Annotated in this window: 27 protein-coding genes; 10 read left to right on the top strand and 17 right to left on the bottom strand. The window is 57.2% G+C overall.

The features are described 5' to 3' along the window. Window positions 1–11: 11 nt before the first annotated feature. Entirely contained in the window at window positions 12–554 is a 543-nt protein-coding gene (locus AC2FH2_RS16715; RefSeq protein WP_496824459.1) for a hypothetical protein, read from the top strand. On the opposite strand, the gene AC2FH2_RS16710 is transcribed toward AC2FH2_RS16715, so the two are convergent. Continuing rightward, window positions 551–1,315: a sulfite exporter TauE/SafE family protein gene (locus tag AC2FH2_RS16710; RefSeq protein ID WP_496694498.1), complete on the bottom strand. Its 765-nt coding sequence runs from the start codon at window positions 1,313–1,315 to the stop codon at window positions 551–553. The two genes, AC2FH2_RS16715 and AC2FH2_RS16710, sit on opposite strands and share 4 nt — an antisense overlap. 144 nt (window positions 1,316–1,459) lie before the next feature. Here AC2FH2_RS16710 and AC2FH2_RS16705 point away from each other — a divergent pair, with 144 nt between their 5' ends. Then, window positions 1,460–3,151: an acyl-CoA dehydrogenase family protein gene (locus tag AC2FH2_RS16705; protein WP_496824457.1), complete on the top strand. Its 1,692-nt coding sequence runs from the start codon at window positions 1,460–1,462 to the stop codon at window positions 3,149–3,151. Between the two features lie 214 nt (window positions 3,152–3,365). Then, window positions 3,366–3,923 carry a hypothetical protein gene (locus AC2FH2_RS16700; RefSeq protein WP_281973496.1) on the top strand — a complete coding sequence of 186 codons (558 nt, stop codon included), beginning with the start codon at window positions 3,366–3,368 and terminating at the stop codon, window positions 3,921–3,923. 2 nt (window positions 3,924–3,925) lie between these two features. On the opposite strand, the gene AC2FH2_RS16695 is transcribed toward AC2FH2_RS16700, so the two are convergent. After that, on the bottom strand, window positions 3,926–5,062 hold the full coding sequence (locus AC2FH2_RS16695) for an SGNH/GDSL hydrolase family protein (RefSeq protein ID WP_496824455.1): 1,137 nt from the start codon (window positions 5,060–5,062) through the stop codon (window positions 3,926–3,928). A gap of 326 nt (window positions 5,063–5,388) precedes the next feature. Here AC2FH2_RS16695 and AC2FH2_RS16690 point away from each other — a divergent pair, with 326 nt between their 5' ends. Further along, window positions 5,389–5,781: an META domain-containing protein gene (locus tag AC2FH2_RS16690; RefSeq protein WP_496824453.1), complete on the top strand. Its 393-nt coding sequence runs from the start codon at window positions 5,389–5,391 to the stop codon at window positions 5,779–5,781. Here AC2FH2_RS16690 and recO read toward each other — a convergent pair. From recO to folK, 13 genes are all read right to left on the bottom strand, one after another. Then, window positions 5,765–6,490, bottom strand: a complete 726-nt coding sequence (gene recO, locus AC2FH2_RS16685; RefSeq protein WP_496824468.1) for a DNA repair protein RecO — start codon at window positions 6,488–6,490, stop codon at window positions 5,765–5,767. The two genes, AC2FH2_RS16690 and recO, sit on opposite strands and share 17 nt — an antisense overlap. 95 nt (window positions 6,491–6,585) lie before the next feature. After that, window positions 6,586–6,711 (bottom strand): hypothetical protein, encoded by a 126-nt coding sequence (locus tag AC2FH2_RS16680; RefSeq protein ID WP_496824452.1) that lies wholly within the window; start codon window positions 6,709–6,711, stop codon window positions 6,586–6,588. Window positions 6,712–7,063: 352 nt separating this feature from the next. Further along, window positions 7,064–7,393: a DUF1491 family protein gene (locus AC2FH2_RS16675; RefSeq protein WP_496690317.1), complete on the bottom strand. Its 330-nt coding sequence runs from the start codon at window positions 7,391–7,393 to the stop codon at window positions 7,064–7,066. Beyond that, the gene (era, locus tag AC2FH2_RS16670) at window positions 7,390–8,298 is read right to left on the bottom strand and encodes a GTPase Era (RefSeq protein ID WP_496824451.1); all 909 of its coding nucleotides are present in this window, start codon (window positions 8,296–8,298) and stop codon (window positions 7,390–7,392) included. Before era ends, AC2FH2_RS16675 begins: the two co-directional genes overlap by 4 nt. 202 nt (window positions 8,299–8,500) lie before the next feature. Then, entirely contained in the window at window positions 8,501–9,181 is a 681-nt protein-coding gene (gene rnc, locus AC2FH2_RS16665; RefSeq protein WP_496678783.1) for a ribonuclease III, read from the bottom strand. Beyond that, complete coding sequence (gene lepB / locus AC2FH2_RS16660) at window positions 9,178–10,017, bottom strand: signal peptidase I (protein ID WP_496824450.1); 840 nt, start codon at window positions 10,015–10,017, stop codon at window positions 9,178–9,180. The genes rnc and lepB overlap by 4 nt, the downstream gene beginning before the upstream one ends. Window positions 10,018–10,074: 57 nt before the next feature. Further along, window positions 10,075–10,494 carry a holo-ACP synthase gene (gene acpS, locus AC2FH2_RS16655; protein WP_142639245.1) on the bottom strand — a complete coding sequence of 140 codons (420 nt, stop codon included), beginning with the start codon at window positions 10,492–10,494 and terminating at the stop codon, window positions 10,075–10,077. Then, window positions 10,491–11,114 (bottom strand): LysE family translocator, encoded by a 624-nt coding sequence (locus AC2FH2_RS16650; RefSeq protein ID WP_142639243.1) that lies wholly within the window; start codon window positions 11,112–11,114, stop codon window positions 10,491–10,493. Before AC2FH2_RS16650 ends, acpS begins: the two co-directional genes overlap by 4 nt. Then, window positions 11,111–11,857 carry a pyridoxine 5'-phosphate synthase gene (locus tag AC2FH2_RS16645; RefSeq protein WP_281995877.1) on the bottom strand — a complete coding sequence of 249 codons (747 nt, stop codon included), beginning with the start codon at window positions 11,855–11,857 and terminating at the stop codon, window positions 11,111–11,113. The genes AC2FH2_RS16650 and AC2FH2_RS16645 overlap by 4 nt, the downstream gene beginning before the upstream one ends. Then, window positions 11,850–12,548 carry a DUF2062 domain-containing protein gene (locus AC2FH2_RS16640; protein WP_142639238.1) on the bottom strand — a complete coding sequence of 233 codons (699 nt, stop codon included), beginning with the start codon at window positions 12,546–12,548 and terminating at the stop codon, window positions 11,850–11,852. The genes AC2FH2_RS16645 and AC2FH2_RS16640 overlap by 8 nt, the downstream gene beginning before the upstream one ends. 16 nt (window positions 12,549–12,564) lie before the next feature. After that, window positions 12,565–14,697, bottom strand: a complete 2,133-nt coding sequence (locus AC2FH2_RS16635; protein ID WP_142639236.1) for a RelA/SpoT family protein — start codon at window positions 14,695–14,697, stop codon at window positions 12,565–12,567. 26 nt (window positions 14,698–14,723) lie between these two features. Next, window positions 14,724–15,077: a DNA-directed RNA polymerase subunit omega gene (gene rpoZ / locus AC2FH2_RS16630; RefSeq protein ID WP_142639234.1), complete on the bottom strand. Its 354-nt coding sequence runs from the start codon at window positions 15,075–15,077 to the stop codon at window positions 14,724–14,726. A 94-nt stretch (window positions 15,078–15,171) separates the two neighbouring features. Further along, window positions 15,172–15,741 (bottom strand): 2-amino-4-hydroxy-6-hydroxymethyldihydropteridine diphosphokinase, encoded by a 570-nt coding sequence (gene folK / locus AC2FH2_RS16625; RefSeq protein ID WP_142639232.1) that lies wholly within the window; start codon window positions 15,739–15,741, stop codon window positions 15,172–15,174. A 140-nt stretch (window positions 15,742–15,881) separates the two neighbouring features. Between folK and AC2FH2_RS16620 the strand changes: the two genes are divergently transcribed. From AC2FH2_RS16620 to AC2FH2_RS16595, 6 genes are all read left to right on the top strand, one after another. Next, window positions 15,882–16,451, top strand: coding sequence for a LabA-like NYN domain-containing protein (locus tag AC2FH2_RS16620; protein ID WP_142639223.1), 570 nt, complete (start codon window positions 15,882–15,884; stop codon window positions 16,449–16,451). A 190-nt stretch (window positions 16,452–16,641) separates the two neighbouring features. After that, a complete protein-coding gene (gene ispH / locus AC2FH2_RS16615; protein ID WP_496690322.1) occupies window positions 16,642–17,592 on the top strand; it encodes a 4-hydroxy-3-methylbut-2-enyl diphosphate reductase in 951 nt (316 codons plus the stop codon). Further along, complete coding sequence (locus AC2FH2_RS16610) at window positions 17,589–18,041, top strand: DUF3429 domain-containing protein (protein WP_496678771.1); 453 nt, start codon at window positions 17,589–17,591, stop codon at window positions 18,039–18,041. Before ispH ends, AC2FH2_RS16610 begins: the two co-directional genes overlap by 4 nt. Then, window positions 18,038–18,622, top strand: a complete 585-nt coding sequence (locus AC2FH2_RS16605; RefSeq protein ID WP_496690323.1) for a class I SAM-dependent DNA methyltransferase — start codon at window positions 18,038–18,040, stop codon at window positions 18,620–18,622. The genes AC2FH2_RS16610 and AC2FH2_RS16605 overlap by 4 nt, the downstream gene beginning before the upstream one ends. Beyond that, window positions 18,615–19,082 carry a ribonuclease HI gene (gene rnhA, locus AC2FH2_RS16600; RefSeq protein ID WP_142639217.1) on the top strand — a complete coding sequence of 156 codons (468 nt, stop codon included), beginning with the start codon at window positions 18,615–18,617 and terminating at the stop codon, window positions 19,080–19,082. The genes AC2FH2_RS16605 and rnhA overlap by 8 nt, the downstream gene beginning before the upstream one ends. Beyond that, entirely contained in the window at window positions 19,079–19,708 is a 630-nt protein-coding gene (locus AC2FH2_RS16595; RefSeq protein WP_496694505.1) for a trimeric intracellular cation channel family protein, read from the top strand. The genes rnhA and AC2FH2_RS16595 overlap by 4 nt, the downstream gene beginning before the upstream one ends. A 7-nt stretch (window positions 19,709–19,715) precedes the next feature. On the opposite strand, the gene AC2FH2_RS16590 is transcribed toward AC2FH2_RS16595, so the two are convergent. Together AC2FH2_RS16590 and AC2FH2_RS16585 are read right to left on the bottom strand one after the other, a co-directional pair. Further along, window positions 19,716–19,952 carry a GlsB/YeaQ/YmgE family stress response membrane protein gene (locus tag AC2FH2_RS16590; protein ID WP_271951375.1) on the bottom strand — a complete coding sequence of 79 codons (237 nt, stop codon included), beginning with the start codon at window positions 19,950–19,952 and terminating at the stop codon, window positions 19,716–19,718. Window position 19,953: 1 nt separating this feature from the next. Then, a complete protein-coding gene (locus tag AC2FH2_RS16585) occupies window positions 19,954–20,190 on the bottom strand; it encodes a hypothetical protein (protein WP_496690325.1) in 237 nt (78 codons plus the stop codon).

Here is a 20,190-nt window from a genome sequence, read left to right as displayed (position 1 = left end):
GGCTGACCGCCGTGCGCAGATGGGCCTCTGAAACGTTCTTTGCCTCACTGGCCTACGTAATTGCCTCGTTCCTTACGTTCGAGGTTCTGATGCCACTGCAGAACGTATTCTTCCCCGAATATCCCAGCAAGGCCAGCCTGCTGTTTCTCCCGCATGGTGTGCGTGTGCTCTCTGCTTGGTTGTTGGGGTGGCGGGCGATTTTAGCGCTCTTGCCCGGTGTCTTTCTTGTCTTTGCCTTTCTCGGCGGAAGCGACGTCTTCCTGCCCAACCGTCTGGCCGCCATAGCAATCGCCGTCACAACCGTTCCTGCTGTATTTTACCTATGCAAATGGGTCGGCTTCGATCTGTTTCCCCACCCGGACCGCAAACCATGCTGGTCCTGCGTGATGGGGGTCGGGATCGTCACGTCAGTATTGGTGTCCGTACTGACCAACCTGGCTTTTGGCAGCGGTGGGCTGGAATATATCGCCTTCCTGATCGGCGATATCTCGGGCCTGTTCTTTCTGATGCTGGGGCTCTATTTCACGCTGCGCGCGATAGATCGGCGTGCCTAGCCCATCAGCCCGCGTCGCAACAGGTTCAGCCCTGCGATAAGCAGCACGAACAGGGTGATCTTGCGAAACAGCGCCTGATCTATGCGCGCCTGCAGTTGCAACCCCACCCACATGCCCGCCAGCCCCGGCAGCACCAGAGCAGCCGAGAACGGAGCGGTTTCGGCGCGGAAAATCCCGGAGCCCATATGCGCGAACAGCAACGCCAGCGCCCCCAAACCATAGATGACCCCCTGCACACGCATCTGCACCGCTTTCGGGGTGTTTAAGGCGGTCAGATAAGCCACGGTTGGTGGTCCCCAAATTCCAGACATCCCCCCGACAAAGCCTGCAACCGCAGCGATCATGCCCTCTATTCGGGCAGATGGGCTGGCCAATTTCAGACGCAGCCCCAATACCTGGATCAATGCAAAGACTGTCACCGGGATGCCAATCATCAACAAAAAAGTTGATGCTGGCACTGCGCTGACCAACTGAGCACCAATCAGCAGAAACACCAACCCGACAACCAGAAATACACGGAACTGACGGATCGAGGACACGGCGGCCGGAACACCCCCGCGCAATGCCTGCACCCCATTTGTCACCAGGGTTGGCAGGATAAGCCCCGCGATCGCCATATCCGGCGAAAGGAACATGCTCAGCCCCGAGATCAGAACCATTGGCATGGCGAACCCGACCATGCCTTTGACCCAACCGGCAATGAAGGCAACCCCACAGGCCAGCAGCAGTTCTTGGGCAGAGAGCATAGAAAACAACGTCATGTCCCCCTGATATCACTCCTGACAGGTGCTGCACTGCAAAAATGATCAAGCAACTTTAGAACTTTTTAGTCGCATAATTCGTATTTTTGTTGCGCTGCATGTGCAGCATGATATGACCAGACGACTTTAGGAGAGAGCTGATTCATGGCCCATGACGGACAGGATATGACCCAGATGATTACATCCGCGATTTTGCCCGAGCTTCTAACGCTGACACGTGCGGCTCTGCCCGCCGTGGACACCGTATTCGAACGCGCCCGCGAGTCGGTCCGCGTGATGGTGACAGAAGATGGTCGCGTGTCCGGTGCTCTGATCGAGGCCAATCAGACCGCCGCCCATGGGTTGGCATGGCTGGCGACATACAACCAGTCGCTGCAGCAGATGCAGCGCTGGGCCGATGCTTTGGAGGCAGAAGGCAAATTCGGCGAGATCGAACAGCTGCTGCACCAAATCGCCTTTGGTGAATACCTGCATCAGGTCGCGGGCGGCATCCCAATGAACCAGGGCGAGATTTTGCGTCTTCAGGACATGGGTCTGGGCTGGGACGCGCTGTCCGGTTTCCAATGCACCGAAGTTCAGACACTGATGGCACAGGCCAATTCACAGGCCGCACGCGGTCGCTTGGTTGAACTGATGGAAGAACAGGCCGGTGCCACGATGTTCGGAATGTCGGGCCTGGACGAAGAACTGGAAATGATCCGCGACCAGTTCCGCCGCTATGCCCAGGAAAAGGTCGAACCAAACGCCCATGATTGGCACCTCAAGGATGAGCTGATCCCGATGGGGATCATCGAGGAACTTGCCGAGATGGGTGTATTTGGCCTGACCATCCCCGAAGAGTTCGGAGGGTTTGGCCTTTCCAAGGCCTCGATGTGCGTGGTGTCCGAAGAATTGTCGCGCGGCTATATCGGCGTCGGATCGCTGGGCACCCGGTCCGAGATCGCGGCCGAGCTGATCATTGCCGGTGGAACGGATGAGCAAAAAGCGCAGTGGCTGCCCAAGATCGCCAGCGCCGAGATACTGCCGACAGCAGTTTTCACTGAACCCAACACAGGCTCTGATCTGGGCAGCTTGCGCGCCCGAGCAGTCAAGAATGCCGAAGGTGATTACGAGATCACCGGCAACAAGACCTGGATCACCCATGCGGCCCGGACCCATGTGATGACTTTGCTGGCGCGCACCAACTCTGACACTTCCGATCATCGCGGCCTGTCGATGTTCCTGGCGGAAAAGACGCCCGGCACGGACGACAACCCCTTCCCCACCCCAGGCATGACCGGTGGCGAGATCGAAGTTCTGGGTTATCGCGGGATGAAAGAATACGAGTTGGGCTTCGATGGGTTCAAGGTCAAGGGTGAGAACCTACTGGGCGGCGAAGAAGGCAAAGGCTTTAAGCAGCTCATGGAAACCTTCGAATCCGCCCGCATTCAGACCGCAGCCCGCGCCATCGGTGTGGCCCAAAGCGCGCTGGACATCGCCATGCAATATGCGCAGGACCGCAAACAGTTCGGCAAGTCGCTGATCAACTTCCCCCGCGTGTCCGGCAAGCTGGCGATGATGGCGGTCGAGATCATGATCGCACGACAGCTGACCTATTTCTCGGCTTGGGAAAAAGACAACGGTCATCGCTGCGATCTTGAGGCCGGGATGGCCAAGCTGCTGGGCGCCCGCGTGGCCTGGGCTGCTGCCGATAACGGCCTGCAGATCCACGGCGGCAACGGCTTTGCACTGGAATACAAGATCAGTCGCGTGCTGTGTGACGCACGTATTCTCAATATTTTTGAAGGGGCTGCCGAAATTCAGGCACAGGTGATCGCGCGGCGTTTGCTGAGCTAACCTGTAACGGCAACCCTGTTTCCCCGACTTGACCCGGCGCGCGCCGGGTCTTTTTTTGCCCAAACTACTGCAGCCCTCAGATCCTCGAAATCCTGCCCTTACCTTCCCTGCTGTCTACGTTCAGCCATGACCAGCCACGGCAGAAACTTCCCCCTATCGCAGCGCCGATATTCCCGGTAGATCAGCGTGCGATCACGAACCAGCGGCGAACCACATGACCCGATCCATTCTTGCCCTTCTGGCCACGCTTGCGGCCTTGGCCCTTGCTGGCTGTGCCACCACCTCTCAGCCGACAGCAACGCAGAACGACATAGACGAACTGGCGTTGGCCATCCGTTCCATGGGTCCCGCGGTTGATCCAGCCGAGGCACAGAAGGCGGCCACCATTGCCTATACCTATTCGCAGCGTCTGGCCCGAGAATGGCAGGTTACCGACCCGGCCATCATCCACAACGCCAAGGTCATTAACGGATTTCGTGAGCGCGGCCTGTGCAACGACTGGGCCGAAGCGATGACCAGCCGTTTAAGGGCAGAAAACTTCCGCACCCTGGAAATGCACTGGGCTACATCACCGCCAACGCCGCTGAGGATCATCCACCATTCCGCAGTGATCAGCGCAAAGGGCGACACGATGTTCGAAGGCATCATCCTTGACCCATGGCGCAACAGTGGCGCGCTGACATGGGCGCCAACGCGCGAAGATACGCGATACAACTGGCGTACCCGCATGGAGGTGCGCACCGCTTTGCTAAACGGAGAGCAACCCTACTGAGGTCAGGACGGGGTCTTACACTGGCTGATCCGTTCCGCCACCACGGGCAGCATCCGCGCAGCCACCAGCTTTGACCCTTCGGGCGTCAGATGCGTGTAATCGACATACAGCACCTTGTCTTTGTGGAGGGGACCGCCGATCTCGGCAATATCGGTGAAAGGCACATTGGCCTCTTCAAACAAAGCAGGGAAATCGACCCGCGCGCGATGCATCAGATCTTCGCGTCCCGGCTTGTACCAATCCCGCGTGAGCTGGGCGATTTCGCGGTCGGTCTCGCTTAGGACATTGGTGTCCTCATAGACGACCTCAGGCTGCAAAAAGACGTGATAGCAAAACCCGTGGTAGTCGCCGAATGTTTCGATCAGCTTGTAATTGCGCAAAAATCCGACCTTTGCAGTCTGCGCAAGCTCTGCTGAAAAGTCTCTTTGCAAGGCTGTAACATCCCCAGAGGTATTATATTTGGGCGCCTCATAGCGGTCGTAAAGACCTTGTGTGAGCTTTGACGCCATTTTGAAGGTATAGAAATATTGCGCCGGGTATCTCAGAAATGCGTACAAGGAAAAGAACGGCTTACGATCGTTCAAAGCGTCAACCATCCTTGCCGATGAATAGCCATAGCTTTGAACCGGGTTATCAACTCCGACATTGTAAAAATCGTTGTGACCATCCAGAAACACAATCATGTCCGGGCTGTATTGATATAGCGTCTCGTACAGGTACAACACATGTTGAAAACTGTGATACGCAACAACTCCGGCGTTGATCACCTCAATCGTCACACCGGGCATCTGATCGCCCAACCGCTCGCGCAGGTCCTGCTGCAGGAAATATGCAACCGTTTCCTGATTGGTGAGCGTAGGATGGTCAGGATAAATACTGCCCTGCGATCCGATGGCATAAGCAGTTGAGCCACCCATCAGAAAGATGCGGAACGTGTCGTCGGGTTTTGGCTGTTCAATCAGCGTATCGTGGCGGAACCCCTGATCGGAATGGATACGCTGTCCGCCAGTATCAAATCCGCGCTGATACTCTGGGTTCAGTTTGTGACCACGGATCGAAGAGTATAGATGCCGCTCTGCCGTATTTCCCAGCGAGTTATCGAACACATGAACCACAGCATAGTATGAAAGAAGCTCCACCAACAGGAAGAGAAAGAGCACATAGAATAGAGCCACAAAAACCTTAACAGCTGTTCGTGTCCGCCCGTTGCCAACATCGTCATTTCTGGTCAAAACGAAGCTCCAACCTTACCACATCAGAACAAAACACAACCGGATACAATTACCGGCACTAAAACTCACAGGAGCTATTCAAATCCAAAGAAAGGCCCATTATTCGCATTCAATATGTCTAAGATGTTTTACAAGTCAACGGTCAGCATTGTATCCGACCCTTTACTTAGTCGGTTCAAAACAATGTGTCCAAGCCCAGGAAACTGTTCTTCGCTGATTTCAGGAATTCTGCCATGTTGCGTTACATAATGCTGCTTTCCCTTTCCGGATTACTCCATTGTCAGAAGGATGAAACCGTTGCGGCCTATGGTGCTGCCGAACGGGAATGGGCCCTGCAAGAGATCAACGGTCAGCCCTACAATGCCAGTGCCTTATTGCGATTTCCGGAAGAAGGCAAAGTAGCGGGCAGCGCCCCCTGCAACAGCTACACGGGCAGGCTTAACGCGCCCTATCCATGGTTTGAGCTGACCAGCCTGACAGCGACCCGTGCCGCCTGTGCCGGGCTTGAGGCAGAAGGGATCTATTTCGCCGCCTTGCTTGTCATGACCCAATCCGAAGTATCAGGGAACCTGCTGATTTTGCGCAATGAGGACGGGCAGGAAATGGTGTTCAAAGCTGCCGATTGATCTGATCAATAAACCGCGCCCGTGCGCCGGGCAGAGGGTTGTTCCCCAACGACGGAGCAACACGGTTCTCTAGAAAATGTCCGGTGGTCAACAATCCTTGCACCAATTCGGTATCCGGCGCGTCGCCCACGCCACGCAGGCAAGGTGGCAAGGGAAGCAACCTATCCACCCAGTCCCCTGCCCCATCAACGCTGACCGCACGACCTGTTTTCGGAGAAACATATTCCAAACCTTCTGTTACCCCCGACACGGCACAGCGTGTCAGGTCAAGGCCAAACCCCAGCTCTTCCAACAGCGACAATTCCCACCGCAGATAGGCAAGCACCCAAATTTCGTCCTGACCCAGCAGGTCCATCAACTGTTCGGTTTGTTTATAGATGCGCGGATGCGCTTCGCGCTCAGGCAAACAGAACGAGAGCAGGGCCACCACCGCATTCAATCCGGCCAGCGCAAGCCTACCCGAAAACGCCGCCGCCGCCCGCGACCGCAGGGGCTCGACCTGAAAAGTGCCGATATGCTCCTCGAGCCGTGCGCGCCAAAGCACATCTAATTGTGCCCCGGGCTGCAGGATCGGCGCAATCTTGCGGCTGGTTCCACCACGTACGACGCCGGCATGACGACCGTGGCCTTCGGTAAAGACTTCGATAATCGCCGCCGTTTCGCCATGGCGGCGTGAGGTCAGAAGTATGCCGTGGTCGCGCCAGTCCAAAGCGTGTCCAATCTTGTGGGTCAGTCCTGCCCGAGCAAAAGAACGCAAAGCCGGGACCACTGCAAGAGAGACAGGGAAATCGTCGACCTATTGGGTCAGAACGTGACCCCCGCGTGGATCAGGATACCCAGTACCATAAGAAGGTTCAGCACCATAGAAATGCCGTTGCCAATATAGATGGGCAACTTCTTGACGATCAGACCGTAGATGAACCAAAGCAAAGACAACGCCGCATAGAGCGACCATGTTAACAGCGATTGGCCCGACGCATGTTGAGAGTTGAGAGTGGGTAAAGAAGAGCTTCACAAGCTGTGGAAGCGTGGCAAATGGGCCTAAAATGCCGACAAATACCATGAAGCCCTCGAAGTGCTTCATCACAAGACCAAGGTTTGACTTTATGAACTTCTGACCAATTGTTTCAGCCAACGTAAGACCTCTATCCTTGTCATAGGCTGCAACGACCCGTTTCCGCACCATCCGTTAAATACGCGTACAAATAGCAAAATGGACCGTCTTACCAAGACCTATGCCATAACTTTGGCAGAGGCCTGCTCCGCGTCTGTGCTAGTACCGCTAATCCAGACCGTCCTCACCCAGCAAATGGCGCCCCTGCCGGTCTTCGACCTCTATCACCCAGAGGTCAGGGTCAAAGCTGCGCTGGCGTTGGATCGCCTCGTCCACATCGGCCTCGGGACCAGAGGAGAGTTCAACCCACTTGCGCTCACCGCTCATCAGATCAAAGCTGCGCTGGAAGGCTGTGGCCTGACCGTCCAACGTGTTGAGCTTGATCAAAACCGCGCCGGCTGTGTCGTCACCATGGGCCACAACAAAGGCCGGTATTTCCTGAAATCGCAACCGTGCCAGATAGGCGTGAACCCAGAAGTCTGCCGTCAGTCGCGTCATGCGTTTCCGTCTTTGAATTCCAGACCCATTTCCGAATAGCGCTCAGATTCCTCCAGCCAGTTTGGCCGGACTTTGACCTGCAGGAACAGGTGGATCTTGCGATCAAGGAACTCTTCCAGCTCGGCACGGGCCGCCTGGCTGACGGCCTTGATGGTCTCGCCCTTTTTGCCCAGAACGATACCTTTATGGCCGTCGCGCATGACATAGATGATCTGGTCGATCTTTGCCGACCCGTCCTTGCGCTCTTCCCAATTCTCGGTCTCGACGGTCAGCTGATAGGGCAGTTCCTGATGCAGCCTCAGGGTCAGCTTTTCGCGTGTCATTTCCGCCGCAATCATACGCAATGGCAGATCAGCGATCTGGTCTTCGGGATACAGCCACGGGCTTTCGGGCAATTCGCCTGCCAGCCATTTACGCAGATCGTCAACCCCATGGCCTTTCTCGGCCGAGATCATGAAGGTCTCGGCAAACGCGTAGCGCGAATTGAGGTTGCTGGTCAGGGCCAGCAAAACTTCGGACTGCACCCTGTCGATCTTGTTGATGGCCAGCGCGACGGTGCGGCCCTGCCCGATCTCATTCAGACCTTCAAGGATGCGCTCTACGCCCTCGGTAATGCCACGATGCGCTTCGACCATCAGGACAACCACATCGGCATCCGCGGCCCCGCCCCATGCGGCGGCCACCATTGCCCGATCCAGACGGCGGCGCGGTTTGAAAAGGCCCGGCGTGTCCACAAAGACCAGCTGTGCATCACCTTCCATCGCCACGCCCCGGATGCGGGCGCGGGTCGTCTGAACCTTATGTGTCACGATCGAGACCTTGGCCCCGACCATGCGATTCAGAAGGGTGGATTTGCCTGCGTTGGGCTCTCCGATCAGGGCGATAAATCCGGCGCGTGTCGTCATCTGGGGTTTGATCCTGTTTGCAGATGGGCCTCCCTATCGCAGAAAGAGGCAGCGGACCAGAGCGATTTGCAGCTTTGGCACATGCGTTCAGGATGGCATTGGGTGGGGTATAGTGGGCGACCCGTCACCGGAAATGACCCGGGTTCGACCGATAGGCATTTCCGGCCAGCCCTCAGGAGACCGACTATTTTTACCCGGTAGACTAATTCTGCAAACGGTCCAGCAACGACTTGGCAGCCGCCTGTTCGGCCTGACGCTTTGACCCTGCTGTTGCCTGCTCTTCTGCCCCGTCCTGAAGACGCGCAGCAATGGTGAAGACCGGCGCATGGTCCGGGCCAGAGCGTCTGACTTCGACATAGCTGGGCGGTTTCTGGCCCCGTGCCTGCGCCCATTCCTGAAGCGCCGTTTTGGCGTCACGGGCGTCGGCCTCGACATCGTGGATGCGATCACCCCAGAGTTTTAGGATAACGGCGCTGGCGACCTCGAACCCGGCGTCGCGATAAACTGCAGCGATGACCGCCTCCATCGCGTCGCCAAGCAAAGCTTGTTTGCGCCGCCCACCGGACAGCATTTCAGACCGGCCCAGTTTCAGTACAGCACCCAAATCAATCTGCAGCGCCACATCTGCACAGGCCTCTTTGCGCACAAGCGCATTGAACCGGGGTGCAAGCTGACCTTCGCTGGCCTTTTTGTCCGCCTCCAGCAAGGCCGTCGCCATCACCAGACCCAGCACCCGGTCGCCCAGAAACTCGAGCCGCTGGTTGTCCGGGCGCGTAGCCGAGGAAACCGATCCATGGGTCAACGCGCGCACCAACAGCTCGGGGTTGGCAAATTCATACCCCAGACGCTTTTGAAACGCCTTTATTTCGGCGGATAGCTTCAATTCACGGCCTTAAAGAAACGGTCTCCGCGCCAGGTCCAGAAGAACAGCATCGACCGGCCAGCGGAGGAGAACATGATGCGATCTGCACGACCAATCAGGTTTTCATAGGGTACATATCCGACACCCCCGGCCGATTGCGGCAGGCGGCTGTCGCTGGAATTGTCGCGGTTATCGCCCATAAAGAAGTATTCGCCTTCGGGCACTGTATAGACGCCGGTATTGTCCGACCCCTGATTACCGATATTGAGCACATCATAGGACACCCCGTTGGGCAGGGTTTCGATCATGCGGGATTTCTCACACACGCCACCACGGCCAACCGGGCCGTTTTCACAGCGCGGGCGCAGACCCTGCGGACCTTGCGGAGCCGCGACCTCGGTAAAGACCCCATCGGGTTGCTGTGGAACCGGCGTCCCGTTCAAGATGATCTGGCCCTCAATGATCTGGATACGATCACCGGGCAGGCCAATCAGGCGTTTGATGTAGTCGCGGCCCGTCACCGGATGGCGAAATACGATCACATCGCCGCGCTCGGGATCACCGGCCCAGATACGCGAGTTGTCATCGCTTTGCATCCAGCCGCAAACATCTTCGGCGTCGATATTCAGGCCGACGCTGGGGATGATCAGACTGGGGCAAGAAGCATAGGAATAGCCATAGGCCATTTTGTTGACGAACAGGAAATCCCCGATCAACAGGGTCTGTTTCATCGACCCTGACGGAATCCAGAACGGCTGAAAGAACAGGGTACGGAAAACGCCCGCGATCAACAGCGCATAGACGATGGTTTTGATCGTCTCCCAAACGGGATTTCCGGTATTGACGTCTTCGGCCATGCTGCTCTCCGGTCCTTGGTTTGTTGGGGTGCTACATGCGCGGCGCGGCGGGGTTAGTCAAGACAGAGCGCTGCGTTCGCGAATTGGGCGCGCCTCGATCACCACGAAGGCCTGCGCCCAGGGGTGGTCATCGGTTAGGGTGACGTGGATGATCGCCGCATGACCCTCGGGGGTCATATCGTTGAGCCGTTCCGCCGCCCAACCGGTCACATGCATCACTGGCTGGCCGGTTTTAAGGTTGGTGACAGCCATGTCCTTCCAGGAAATCCCCATACGAAGCCCGGTGCCCAGCGCCTTGGAGCACGCCTCTTTCGCGGCCCAGCGCTTGGCGTATGTGCCTGCTGTGTCTGCACGGCGTTCGGCCTTGCGTTGTTCAGTGTCGGTAAAAACGCGGTTACGGAATCGGTCACCAAACCTGTCGAGCGTGCCCTGAATGCGGTCTATGTTTGCGAGGTCTGTGCCGATGCCTAGGATCATGACAACCGCACCGTCAAAATCTTGTAACTTGCCACCCCAAAGAACCCGGCAAAGGCAAAATCGAACCAGCGGCGGGCGCGGCGGTAGGCGCGGACTGTGCGTTCGGAAGAGAACAGGAATGCATAGCTGATGAAAATGAGAAGCGAGCCCGCGTAAAGTAGGCCGAAATAGCCAAGCAGCATCGGCAAGCTGGCGTCATTCGGGGCAACGATAGCGTAGATCGAGCCCCAGCTGAGGATCGCCTTGGGGTTGGTCAGGTGGATCGCCGCGCCTTTGGCAAAGATGGCGCGTAGCGAGCCGGTGACCGGGTTGCCCAACGCCATCTCATCCGACGACAGCGCCCGTTTCAGGGCCTTGAGCGCCAGCCAGCCCAGATAGGCTACACCGACATAGCGGATCATTTCGAACACCCAGACATTGGCCAACATGATCGCCGACAGGCCCAGCGCGGCGGCGATGCCCCAGGCAGCGGACCCAGCACAGATGCCCAGTGCAAAGACCAGACCGGCGCGGCGGCCTTCGTTCATTGCAGTTCCGGCGATGCCCATGGTTGCCGGACCGGGTGAGCCTCCGGCCATCAACCAGGCGATCCAGATTGCTATGAAACCCGAGGTTATCATCCCCGCGCCTCATCCATCAGGCGGCGCATTTCCTGAATGGCGGGGGTCATGCCCAAAAAGATCGATTCGCCAATCAGAAAGTGACCAATGTTCAACTCGCGCACCTCGGGAAAAGCAGCGACAGGTTTGACCGTGTCGTATGTCAGACCATGTCCGGCATGCACTTCGAGGCCAAGCGAATGGGCAAAGGTGGACATGTCGCGCAGGCCTTCCAGCTCTTGCGCTGCCTCATCCAGTTTGCCTTCGGCATGGGCGTCACAATAGGCGCCTGTGTGCAGTTCGATCACTTCGGCGCCGATGCGATGCGCGGCCTCGATCTGGCGACGGTCGGCGGCGATAAAGATCGACACGCGACAGCCCGCATCACGCAAAGGTGCAATGAAATGGGCCAGTTTGTTTTCTTCGCGCGCGACTTCCAGCCCGCCTTCGGTGGTCCGTTCCTCGCGCTTTTCGGGGACGATGCAGACCGCGTGCGGCTTATGGCGCAAAGCGATTTGTTGCATCTCGGGCGTGGCTGCCATTTCAAAATTCAGAGGTACCGAAAGAACCTCCATCAACCCGTCAATATCTGCGTCCGAAATATGCCTGCGATCTTCGCGCAGATGGGCAGTAATGCCATCTGCACCGGCCTGCTCGGCCAGCGTGGCCGCGCGCAAAGGGTCGGGATAGACCCCACCACGTGCATTCCGCACTGTGGCCACATGGTCGATATTCACACCGAGACGCAAACGGTTCTCAGACATCCTTTGATTCCTTTCCCAAATCCTGGCTCGAGCCTAGTTGGTTTGACTCTGGAACGGCAGCCTCGGATTCAGCCAGACGTTTGATTTCTTCAAACTTCTTTTTGATCCTGTCGCGACGCCGTTGCTGATAGGTGTGGACCAGCGGCAGGCTGAGATAGTAGCAAACCACCCCAGCCAGCAATCCGGGAAGAATGCCGCCAATCAGGTACGGAAAGAAAACCTCGTCGTAGAAAATTCCCAGCCCGTGCCAGTCAGCTACCCGGTCAGTGAATACTGCAATCAGGTTGTCTTTGAGATCACCGATCGCATTGGCAAACTTCCCCATAAGCCCATGGGTGTCGCCCTCTTCAAACTCGGTGCCCAACAGGAAATGCCCGGTCTGAAGGCAAACCACCCCGATGGGCACATAGGTCAAAGGGTTTCCGAAAAACGTACCGCTGAGTGCAGCCAGCATATTGCCGTTGAACAATCGCGCAGCCAGGGCGGCAATGCCAAAATGCAGCCCGTAAAAAGGTGTAAAGGCCGCAAACACTCCAAACCCTACCCCGCGGGCGATGCGTTCAGGTGAATCCGGCAATCGCCGGACGCGGTGTTTCACATAGTGGAAGGCCCGGGTCCAGCCACCACGAGGATAGACGAATTCCGATGCGATCTGGACAGGCGAGCGTCGATCTCGGCGCTTGAATACCACTCCTGATCACCCCTTCTCAGCCAGCCGCAACTGCGGATTTAGCTCTGTCTCTGAAACGTTCAACCGCTGCAACATCGCTTTCGGCCTCAAGCATCAACATCAACGAATGCAACTGCTCAAGGTCGCGCAGTTCTACGTTGACCAGCAGGCGGTAAAAATCCGGTTTGCGATCCACAAATTCTAGGTTCGAGATATTGGCCTTTTTCTCGCCGATCAATGTACAAATGCGACCCAGCACACCTGCGTCATTGCCAATCGTAACATCAATCGTTGCCCCGTAAACAGCCGGGTGAGTTCCCGAGTGCCAGTGCAGATCGACCCAGCGTTTGGGCTCACTCTCGTATTCGCTCAGGCGATCACAGTCGATTGCATGCACGACAACACCTTTGCCGCGATAAGTGATCCCGACGATCCGTTCACCCGGCAATGGCTGGCAGCAAGGGGCGCGGTCAAACTTCTGCCCCGGCTCAAGACCGATCACGGCCCGGCGCATCGGAATGGCATCACCATCATCCTGCGTCAGTTCTGGGTAGACGGCGCTGACCACATCATGGGCAGTTAGTTCTGCACTGCCCAGGCGCGCCAGCAGCTCATGCCGGTCTTTCAGGCGCAGATGCTTGGCAGCAGTGTCCAGCGCCTTGTCGGTCGCTTTGCGCCCGACATGTTCAAATCCCGATCGCGCGAGTTCTTTGCCCAGCTTGATGAACCGCTCTCGGTCAACCTCGCGCAGGGCGCGACGAATGGCTGTACGGGCTTTGCCGGTGACGGCAATTTCCAACCACGTGACTTGGGGAGTCTGACCGTCAGCTGTTATGATATCCACCGACTGCCCGTTCTTGATCCGGGTCCAAAGTGGCACGCGAATACCATCAACCTTGGCCCCCACACAGGCGTGCCCGATGCGCGTGTGGATGGCATAGGCAAAGTCGATCGGCGTCGCACCACGCGGCAGTTTCACCACGTCCCCCTTAGGCGTGAAACAAAAGACCTGGTCCGAATACATCTCGAGCTTGACCGCCTCGAGGAAATCCTCGTGATCCTCTTCGCTGTCGAATTGTTCGGTCAGGTTGGCGATCCACTTAGCCGGGTCGACTGCAAAGGGGTTTTCCGAACGCACGCCATCCCGATAGGACCAGTGCGCGGCCACGCCAGTTTCGGCGACATCATGCATCTGACGGGTGCGGATCTGAACCTCGACCCGCTTGCCGTCACGGCCTGAAACGGTGGTGTGGATCGACCGGTAACCGTTCGATTTCGGCTGACTGATATAATCCTTAAACCGCCCCGGCACGGCGCGCCAACGCTGGTGGATCGCGCCAAGGGTTCGATAGCAGTCTTCTTCGCTTTGCGTAATGATGCGGAACCCGTAGATGTCGGACAGACGCGAGAACCCCTGGTCCTTTTCCTGCATCTTACGCCAAATCGAATAGGGTTTCTTGGCACGGCCAAAAACCTCGGCTTCAATCCCGGCCTTTTCAAGTTCGTGCCGCATGTCGCCGGTGATCCGGTGGATCACGTCACCCGTTTCGCGCTGCAGCGTGATGAAGCGGCGGATGATGGACTGGCGGCCTTCAGAGTTGAGAACGCGGAAGGCGAGGTCTTCCAGCTCTTCCCGCATCCATTGCATACCCATACGGCCTGCAAGCGGCGCGTAGATATCCATCGTCTCGCGCGCTTTGACGATCTGCTTTTCGGGCCGCATCGCCTTGATTGTGCGCATATTGTGCAGACGGTCTGCCAGCTTGACCAGAATGACCCGCAAATCCTTGGACATCGCCATGAACAGCTTGCGGAAGTTCTCGGCCTGTTTGGTTTCGCGGCTGGACAGCTGAAGGTTTGTCAGTTTGGTGACCCCATCAACCAGCTTGGCGACTTCTTCGCCAAACAGCTCAGACACTTTGCCGTAATTGGCCTTGGTGTCTTCGATCGTATCGTGCAGCAGCGCCGTGATAATAGTCGCATCATCCAGACGCTGTTCGGTCAGGATGGCGGCAACGGCAACAGGGTGGGTGAAATAGGGCTCGCCAGAATGGCGGAATTGCCCATCATGCATCTGCTTGCCGAACTCATAAGCTTTGGCAATGCGGTCTGCATTCGTCTTGGGATTGTAGTTGCGGACCAGCGCAATCAGGTCTTCAGCAGAAATCATCCGGTCCGCACCTTCATTTGTGGGGATTACCCCTGGCCTTGAGCCTCCATCAGAGCGCGCAGCAGCTTTTCTTCGGACATGTCGTCATCCGCAGGCTTGTCTGTTTCCGCACCCATCAGCAGCGCCATCTGGTCTTCTTCAGGCTCGTCGACCTCGATTTGGGTCTGGTTGGCCTCAATCAGCCGCTCGCGCAGCTCATCAGCGCTTTGAGTCTCGTCAGCGATCTCACGCAGAGAAACAACCGGGTTTTTGTCGTTGTCACGGTCAACGGTGATCGGACCACCGGCGGAAATCTCGCGCGCACGATGGGCGGCAAGCATCACCAGTTCAAACCGGTTCGGAACCTTGTCTACGCAATCTTCAACCGTCACGCGGGCCATGGGGCGCTCTCCGTTACTGAATCCATGTCAGGAAGAGGTTTATCTAAGGGCGAATCCCTGCCTTGACAAGCAGGAAATGCTGCAAATGCACCAATCATAACGGGGTAACTGCCGCAATATCGTCCGAAGGAAGCCCCGCAAGCATTTCCATGACGGTCTGGTCCAGTATCGGATGCCGCCAGTTCGGGGCAACATCCGCCATGGGAACAAGCACAAACGCACGATCCTGTACCCTTGGGTGCGGCAGGATCAACTGATCCGGCGCCTGCTGTTTCTGATCTTCGGGTGGCAGAGATAACCAGCTTTGAAAAACCTCGCGGTCGGGCAGAACCAGATCATCGTAACAGACCAGGTCCAGATCCAACGTCCGCATTCCCCAGCGCTGAATCCTCTCACGCCCGTAATCATGTTCAATTCCATGCAATATCTGCAGCAACTCAAAGGGTGACCTTTCAGTCTCGATCAACACGGCCGCATTCACATAGTCCGGGCCCGCGCCCTCAGGAAAACAAGGGGTCGCATAAAAGCGGCTTTCAGCCCGAATCAACAGCCCCTGGCGCAAAATCGCGTCAATGGCATGCCGTAGCGTCAGATGGGGCTCAAAACCTCTCACTTTGAGATTTGCGCCGAGGGCAAGCACTGCTTTTGAGGTGGTTTTGCGCATCCTACTCCCTATATTCGGCGAATTGCATACTTGCGATACACCATAAAACCCCTAATTATGGGGATATCAATGCGCTGTATTTTCCCAAGCCTCACTCACGTAACACGCAGCGCGCTGATTTGTACCGGAAGGATCTATTTATGTTTTATAAAGACGAACGGCTAGCGCTGTTCATCGACGGCTCGAATCTTTATGCAGCCGCAAAAGCACTGGGGTTTGACATTGACTATAAACTGCTGCGCCAGGAATTCATGCGCCGCGGTAAGATGCTCAGAGCTTTCTATTACACAGCGCTACTTGAAAATGACGAGTATTCGCCCATCCGTCCACTGGTTGATTGGCTGCATTACAATGGCTTCACCATGGTTACGAAACCGGCAAAAGAATACACCGACAGCATGGGGCGTCGGAAAGTCAAAGGTAACATGGATATCGAACTGACCGTCGATGCCATGGAGCTTGCACCACGTGTAGACCATATCGTGCTGTTTTCCGGCGACGGAGATTTCCGCCCGCTGATCGCAAGCCTGCAACGTCAGGGGGTACGCGTTTCTGTGGTGTCGACCATCCGCAGCCAGCCCCCCATGATCTCGGACGAATTGCGCCGCCAGGCCGACAACTTCATTGAGCTGGAAGATCTCCGCGACGTGATCGGTCGCCCGCCGCGCGAAATGCCGATGGAACCGCGCACCGTTGCCGCAGGCGGGTAATAACCTGGCCCCAAAGCAAACTCGGTTGAAAATTAGCGCGGTCAGGGGAAACCCTGGCCGCGCTTTTAAACAAAGATCAGGTGCTGAAAACACCTATTGGCTAGCATTGAACCATGTCGGATCAATGACATTGTCCTGACTGGACCATGGCCGTGAAAAGACTTACCTGTGTCGGTAAGGAGAACGCGACATGACCAAGCCCCCCCTGACCCTCTATCTTGCCGCCCCGCGCGGGTTCTGTGCTGGTGTCGACAGGGCCATAAAGATTGTCGAGATGGCGCTGCAGAAATGGGGTGCCCCAGTCTATGTTCGGCACGAGATTGTCCATAACAAATTCGTGGTCGATGGACTGCGCGCCAAAGGTGCGATCTTTGTCGATGAGCTGGAAGACTGCCCCGACGATCGCCCAGTGATATTCTCGGCGCACGGGGTTCCCAAATCGGTACCCGCGACGGCGGCGCAGCGCCAGATGGTCTATGTAGACGCCACCTGCCCGCTGGTCTCCAAAGTCCATGTCGAAGCACAGCGCCACGCCGAAGCCGGGCTGCAGATGATCATGATCGGTCATAAGGGCCATCCCGAAACCATCGGAACCATGGGACAGCTCCCGGACGGAGAGGTTTTGCTGGTCGAAACCGTTGCAGATGTCGCCGACGTCCAGGTCCGCGACCCTGACAGACTGGCCTTTGTCACTCAGACGACCCTGTCGGTTGACGACACAAAGGATGTCATCGAGGCACTTCAGGCCCGGTTCCCGTCCATTGTCGGCCCCCACAAAGAAGACATCTGTTACGCCACAACCAACCGGCAAGAGGCGGTCAAGGTTGTGGCCCGGAAGTCCGATGCCCTGTTGGTTGTGGGGGCGCCGAATTCATCAAACTCGCGCCGTTTGGTCGAGGTCGCGGCACGCGCGGGATGCAGCTATGCCCAACTGGTGCAACGCGCGACCGACATCGACTGGCGCGCACTCGAAGGTATCTCTTCGATCGCTCTGACAGCAGGCGCTTCTGCCCCCGAGGTTCTGATCAACGAAGTTATTGATGCGTTCAGACAGCATTACGATGTGACGGTCGAGATGGTCGAAACAGCGACCGAGAATGTCGAGTTCAAAGTCCCGCGCGTCCTGCGCCAACCCGCATGAGTGGCATACCAAGGGCGCCGCTGTTTCTGGGGTTGGCCGGGCTGATCCCCTTCATCTGGGGCGCGCTGACCTATCTGAACGGCGATCTGAACGACTGGGGCCGACAGGCACTGGGCGCACGTTTTGTCGGTCCGTATATCCAGTTGTATTATGGGGCGATCATCCTCAGCTTTATGTCCGGCGTGCTGTGGGGGTTTTCCAGTAAAACCTCTGGCAGCAAGGCCGCGACCTGTTATGCGCTGTCCACATTACCCGCCCTGTGGGCCTTTCTGAAAACCGGCAGCGGGCCTGTCAGCACTGGCACAAATCTGATGTGGGGGTTTGGCGGGCTACTGGTGTTGGATGCCATCTTTTCGTATTGGCGGCTAACACCAGTCTGGTGGATGCGGTTGCGCATTTTGCTGACCGCAGTCGTATTGGCCTGCCTTGCCGTCGGAGTCTATCTGTGAGCGATCCCAAAACTATCAACGCCTATACCAACAACGTGGCCGAATACCTCAAGGTTCCTCTACCACCGGAGCAGCTGACATCGCGTCAGGAATTTGCCGATGCCGTCGGTAAGGGGCATGTGTTGGATCTGGGATCGGGCCCCGGGTCAGACAGCGCGTTCTTTCTACGCCAGGGCCTGAGCGTGCATGCGCTGGATGCGACGCCCGCTTTTGTTGACTATGCGCGTGCCAATGGCGTGGACGCGCATCTGGGTACTTTCGACGACGTGACCGAAGTGGCCGCATATGACGGCATCTACGCCAGCTTCTCGCTGCTGCACGCGCCTCGCAAGGATTTCCCACGCCATTTGGCGGCCATCCACCGGGCGCTGAAACCGCAGGGCGTTTTTTTCCTGGGCCTCAAACTGGGCACGGGCGAACATCGCGATCATCTGGATCGCTATTATAGCTACTTCTCGCAGAACGAGATCGAGGAGGCCCTGGCAGATGCCGGCTTTACCATCGACGGGATTAGGACCGGGATCGGCAAAGGTCTGGCGGGTTCTTACGATGGCTTCATTCTGGTGCTGGCCCATGCCTGAACTGTTTGCCTATACTGACGGTGCTTGTTCCGGCAATCCAGGCCCGGGTGGCTGGGGCGTGTTGCTGCGTGCAATGGAAGGCGACACCGTCCTGAAACAGCGTGAACTGAGCGGCGGCGAAGCTGAAACCACCAACAACCGAATGGAACTGCTGGCCGCGATCAGCGCGCTTGAAACGCTTGAACGTGCCTCTAAAATCACCGTAATCACTGACAGCGCCTATGTGAAAAACGGCGTCACCGGTTGGATCTTCGGCTGGAAAAAGAATGGCTGGAAGACCTCGAACAAGAAGCCGGTTAAGAATGTCGATCTGTGGCAACGGCTGGATGAGGCGCAGATGCGCCATGATGTGACTTGGGAATGGGTCAAGGGCCATGCGGGTCACCCGGAAAACGAAAAGGCCGATGAACTTGCCCGCGCAGGCATGGCCCCATTCAAACCAAAGAAGGCACAGACATGAGCGGTTTGGACCTGCTCGATTATGCCTCGGTTCTGGTTTTTGCGCTGACTGGCGCATTGGTCGCCAGTCGCGCGCAGCTTGATCTTGTAGGGTTTGCCTTTATCGCCTGCCTGACCGCCGTTGGCGGCGGCACGGTGCGTGACCTGCTGTTGGATCGGAATCCGGTGTTCTGGGTTGGCCAGCCCAGCTATGTCCTGATGGCCTGCAGTGCGGCGGTGCTTGTGTTCTTTACAGCCCATCTGGTCGAAAGCCGATATAACTGGCTGGTTTGGTTGGACAGTTTCGCCCTGTCCATTGCAGTAGCTGCCGGCACGGGCGTCGCATTATCTTTGGACCAATCCGGCACGATCGTGGTGTTGATGGGTGTCACCACCGGATGCTTTGGCGGCCTGATGCGGGACGTGGTCTGCAACGAGGTTCCGCTGGTGCTGAAACAGGGTGAGCTTTATGTGTCCTGCGCCCTTGCAGGCTCGGTAGCGGCCGTTATTGCCAAACGGATGGGGTTCGAGGAACTGACCGTGCTTGTCGCCTGCGCCCTGATCTGCTGGGCATTGCGGGCAGGATCGCTGCTGTTCGGCTGGAAACTGCCCGTCTACAAAAGCCGCCCGCCACGCAGTCGCCCTTGATCAAGGCTTAGCGGCGCATATAGGTCTGCCAGATCCAGATCACCAGAAGCGCGCCCAGCACAGCGCCGATGAACCCGGACAGCCAGCCCATCATCGTGACCAATGCCCGCAGGAGAAACCCACCAACCAAGGCACCAATGATACCGATCAGCATGGTGGTTGGGATATCTGCCTCAATCCGCATCAGGCGGGTGGCCAGAAAACCCGCAGCTGCGCCGATGACGATCAGGGCGATGAGGGGCATGTCACTTCCTCCAATGGGTCGGAACGATGATCAGCGCCCCGACAGAGGACAGCACTGCATCCAGACCGGGCGGGCCAAAGCTGACCCCGAACATGATGCGCACGAAATAGAACAGGAATGCACCACCTAAGCAGATGATGATCGACTGCAGAATGCCATTATGGGTAAAGCCGGATTTCTCGGACAGATAGCCGACAATCCCAGCAATAACGACAGTCCCCATCAGGATCATGAACAT

It is taken from the genome of Ruegeria sp. YTSA105 (assembly GCF_059610225.1).
This window is presented reverse-complemented; position numbering and strand designations above follow the sequence as displayed.

What these genes read in the sequence shown, in the direction of transcription:
- AC2FH2_RS16690 (WP_496824453.1), top strand. Translation starts at nt 5,389, where the DNA reads ATGTTGCGTTACATAATGCTGCTTTCCCTTTCCGGATTACTCCATTGT.
- rpoZ (WP_142639234.1), bottom strand. Translation starts at nt 15,077, where the DNA reads ATGGCCCGCGTGACGGTTGAAGATTGCGTAGACAAGGTTCCGAACCGG.
- AC2FH2_RS16620 (WP_142639223.1), top strand. Translation starts at nt 15,882, where the DNA reads ATGTTTTATAAAGACGAACGGCTAGCGCTGTTCATCGACGGCTCGAAT.
- era (WP_496824451.1), bottom strand. Translation starts at nt 8,298, where the DNA reads ATGACGACACGCGCCGGATTTATCGCCCTGATCGGAGAGCCCAACGCA.
- AC2FH2_RS16585 (WP_496690325.1), bottom strand. Translation starts at nt 20,190, where the DNA reads ATGTTCATGATCCTGATGGGGACTGTCGTTATTGCTGGGATTGTCGGC.
- folK (WP_142639232.1), bottom strand. Translation starts at nt 15,741, where the DNA reads ATGCGCAAAACCACCTCAAAAGCAGTGCTTGCCCTCGGCGCAAATCTC.
- lepB (WP_496824450.1), bottom strand. Translation starts at nt 10,017, where the DNA reads ATGGCCGAAGACGTCAATACCGGAAATCCCGTTTGGGAGACGATCAAA.
- AC2FH2_RS16675 (WP_496690317.1), bottom strand. Translation starts at nt 7,393, where the DNA reads ATGACGCGACTGACGGCAGACTTCTGGGTTCACGCCTATCTGGCACGG.
- AC2FH2_RS16710 (WP_496694498.1), bottom strand. Translation starts at nt 1,315, where the DNA reads ATGACGTTGTTTTCTATGCTCTCTGCCCAAGAACTGCTGCTGGCCTGT.
- AC2FH2_RS16635 (WP_142639236.1), bottom strand. Translation starts at nt 14,697, where the DNA reads ATGATTTCTGCTGAAGACCTGATTGCGCTGGTCCGCAACTACAATCCC.
- ispH (WP_496690322.1), top strand. Translation starts at nt 16,642, where the DNA reads ATGACCAAGCCCCCCCTGACCCTCTATCTTGCCGCCCCGCGCGGGTTC.
- rnhA (WP_142639217.1), top strand. Translation starts at nt 18,615, where the DNA reads ATGCCTGAACTGTTTGCCTATACTGACGGTGCTTGTTCCGGCAATCCA.
- AC2FH2_RS16590 (WP_271951375.1), bottom strand. Translation starts at nt 19,952, where the DNA reads ATGCCCCTCATCGCCCTGATCGTCATCGGCGCAGCTGCGGGTTTTCTG.
- AC2FH2_RS16700 (WP_281973496.1), top strand. Translation starts at nt 3,366, where the DNA reads ATGACCCGATCCATTCTTGCCCTTCTGGCCACGCTTGCGGCCTTGGCC.
- AC2FH2_RS16595 (WP_496694505.1), top strand. Translation starts at nt 19,079, where the DNA reads ATGAGCGGTTTGGACCTGCTCGATTATGCCTCGGTTCTGGTTTTTGCG.
- acpS (WP_142639245.1), bottom strand. Translation starts at nt 10,494, where the DNA reads ATGATCCTAGGCATCGGCACAGACCTCGCAAACATAGACCGCATTCAG.
- AC2FH2_RS16650 (WP_142639243.1), bottom strand. Translation starts at nt 11,114, where the DNA reads ATGATAACCTCGGGTTTCATAGCAATCTGGATCGCCTGGTTGATGGCC.
- AC2FH2_RS16705 (WP_496824457.1), top strand. Translation starts at nt 1,460, where the DNA reads ATGGCCCATGACGGACAGGATATGACCCAGATGATTACATCCGCGATT.
- AC2FH2_RS16610 (WP_496678771.1), top strand. Translation starts at nt 17,589, where the DNA reads ATGAGTGGCATACCAAGGGCGCCGCTGTTTCTGGGGTTGGCCGGGCTG.
- AC2FH2_RS16645 (WP_281995877.1), bottom strand. Translation starts at nt 11,857, where the DNA reads ATGTCTGAGAACCGTTTGCGTCTCGGTGTGAATATCGACCATGTGGCC.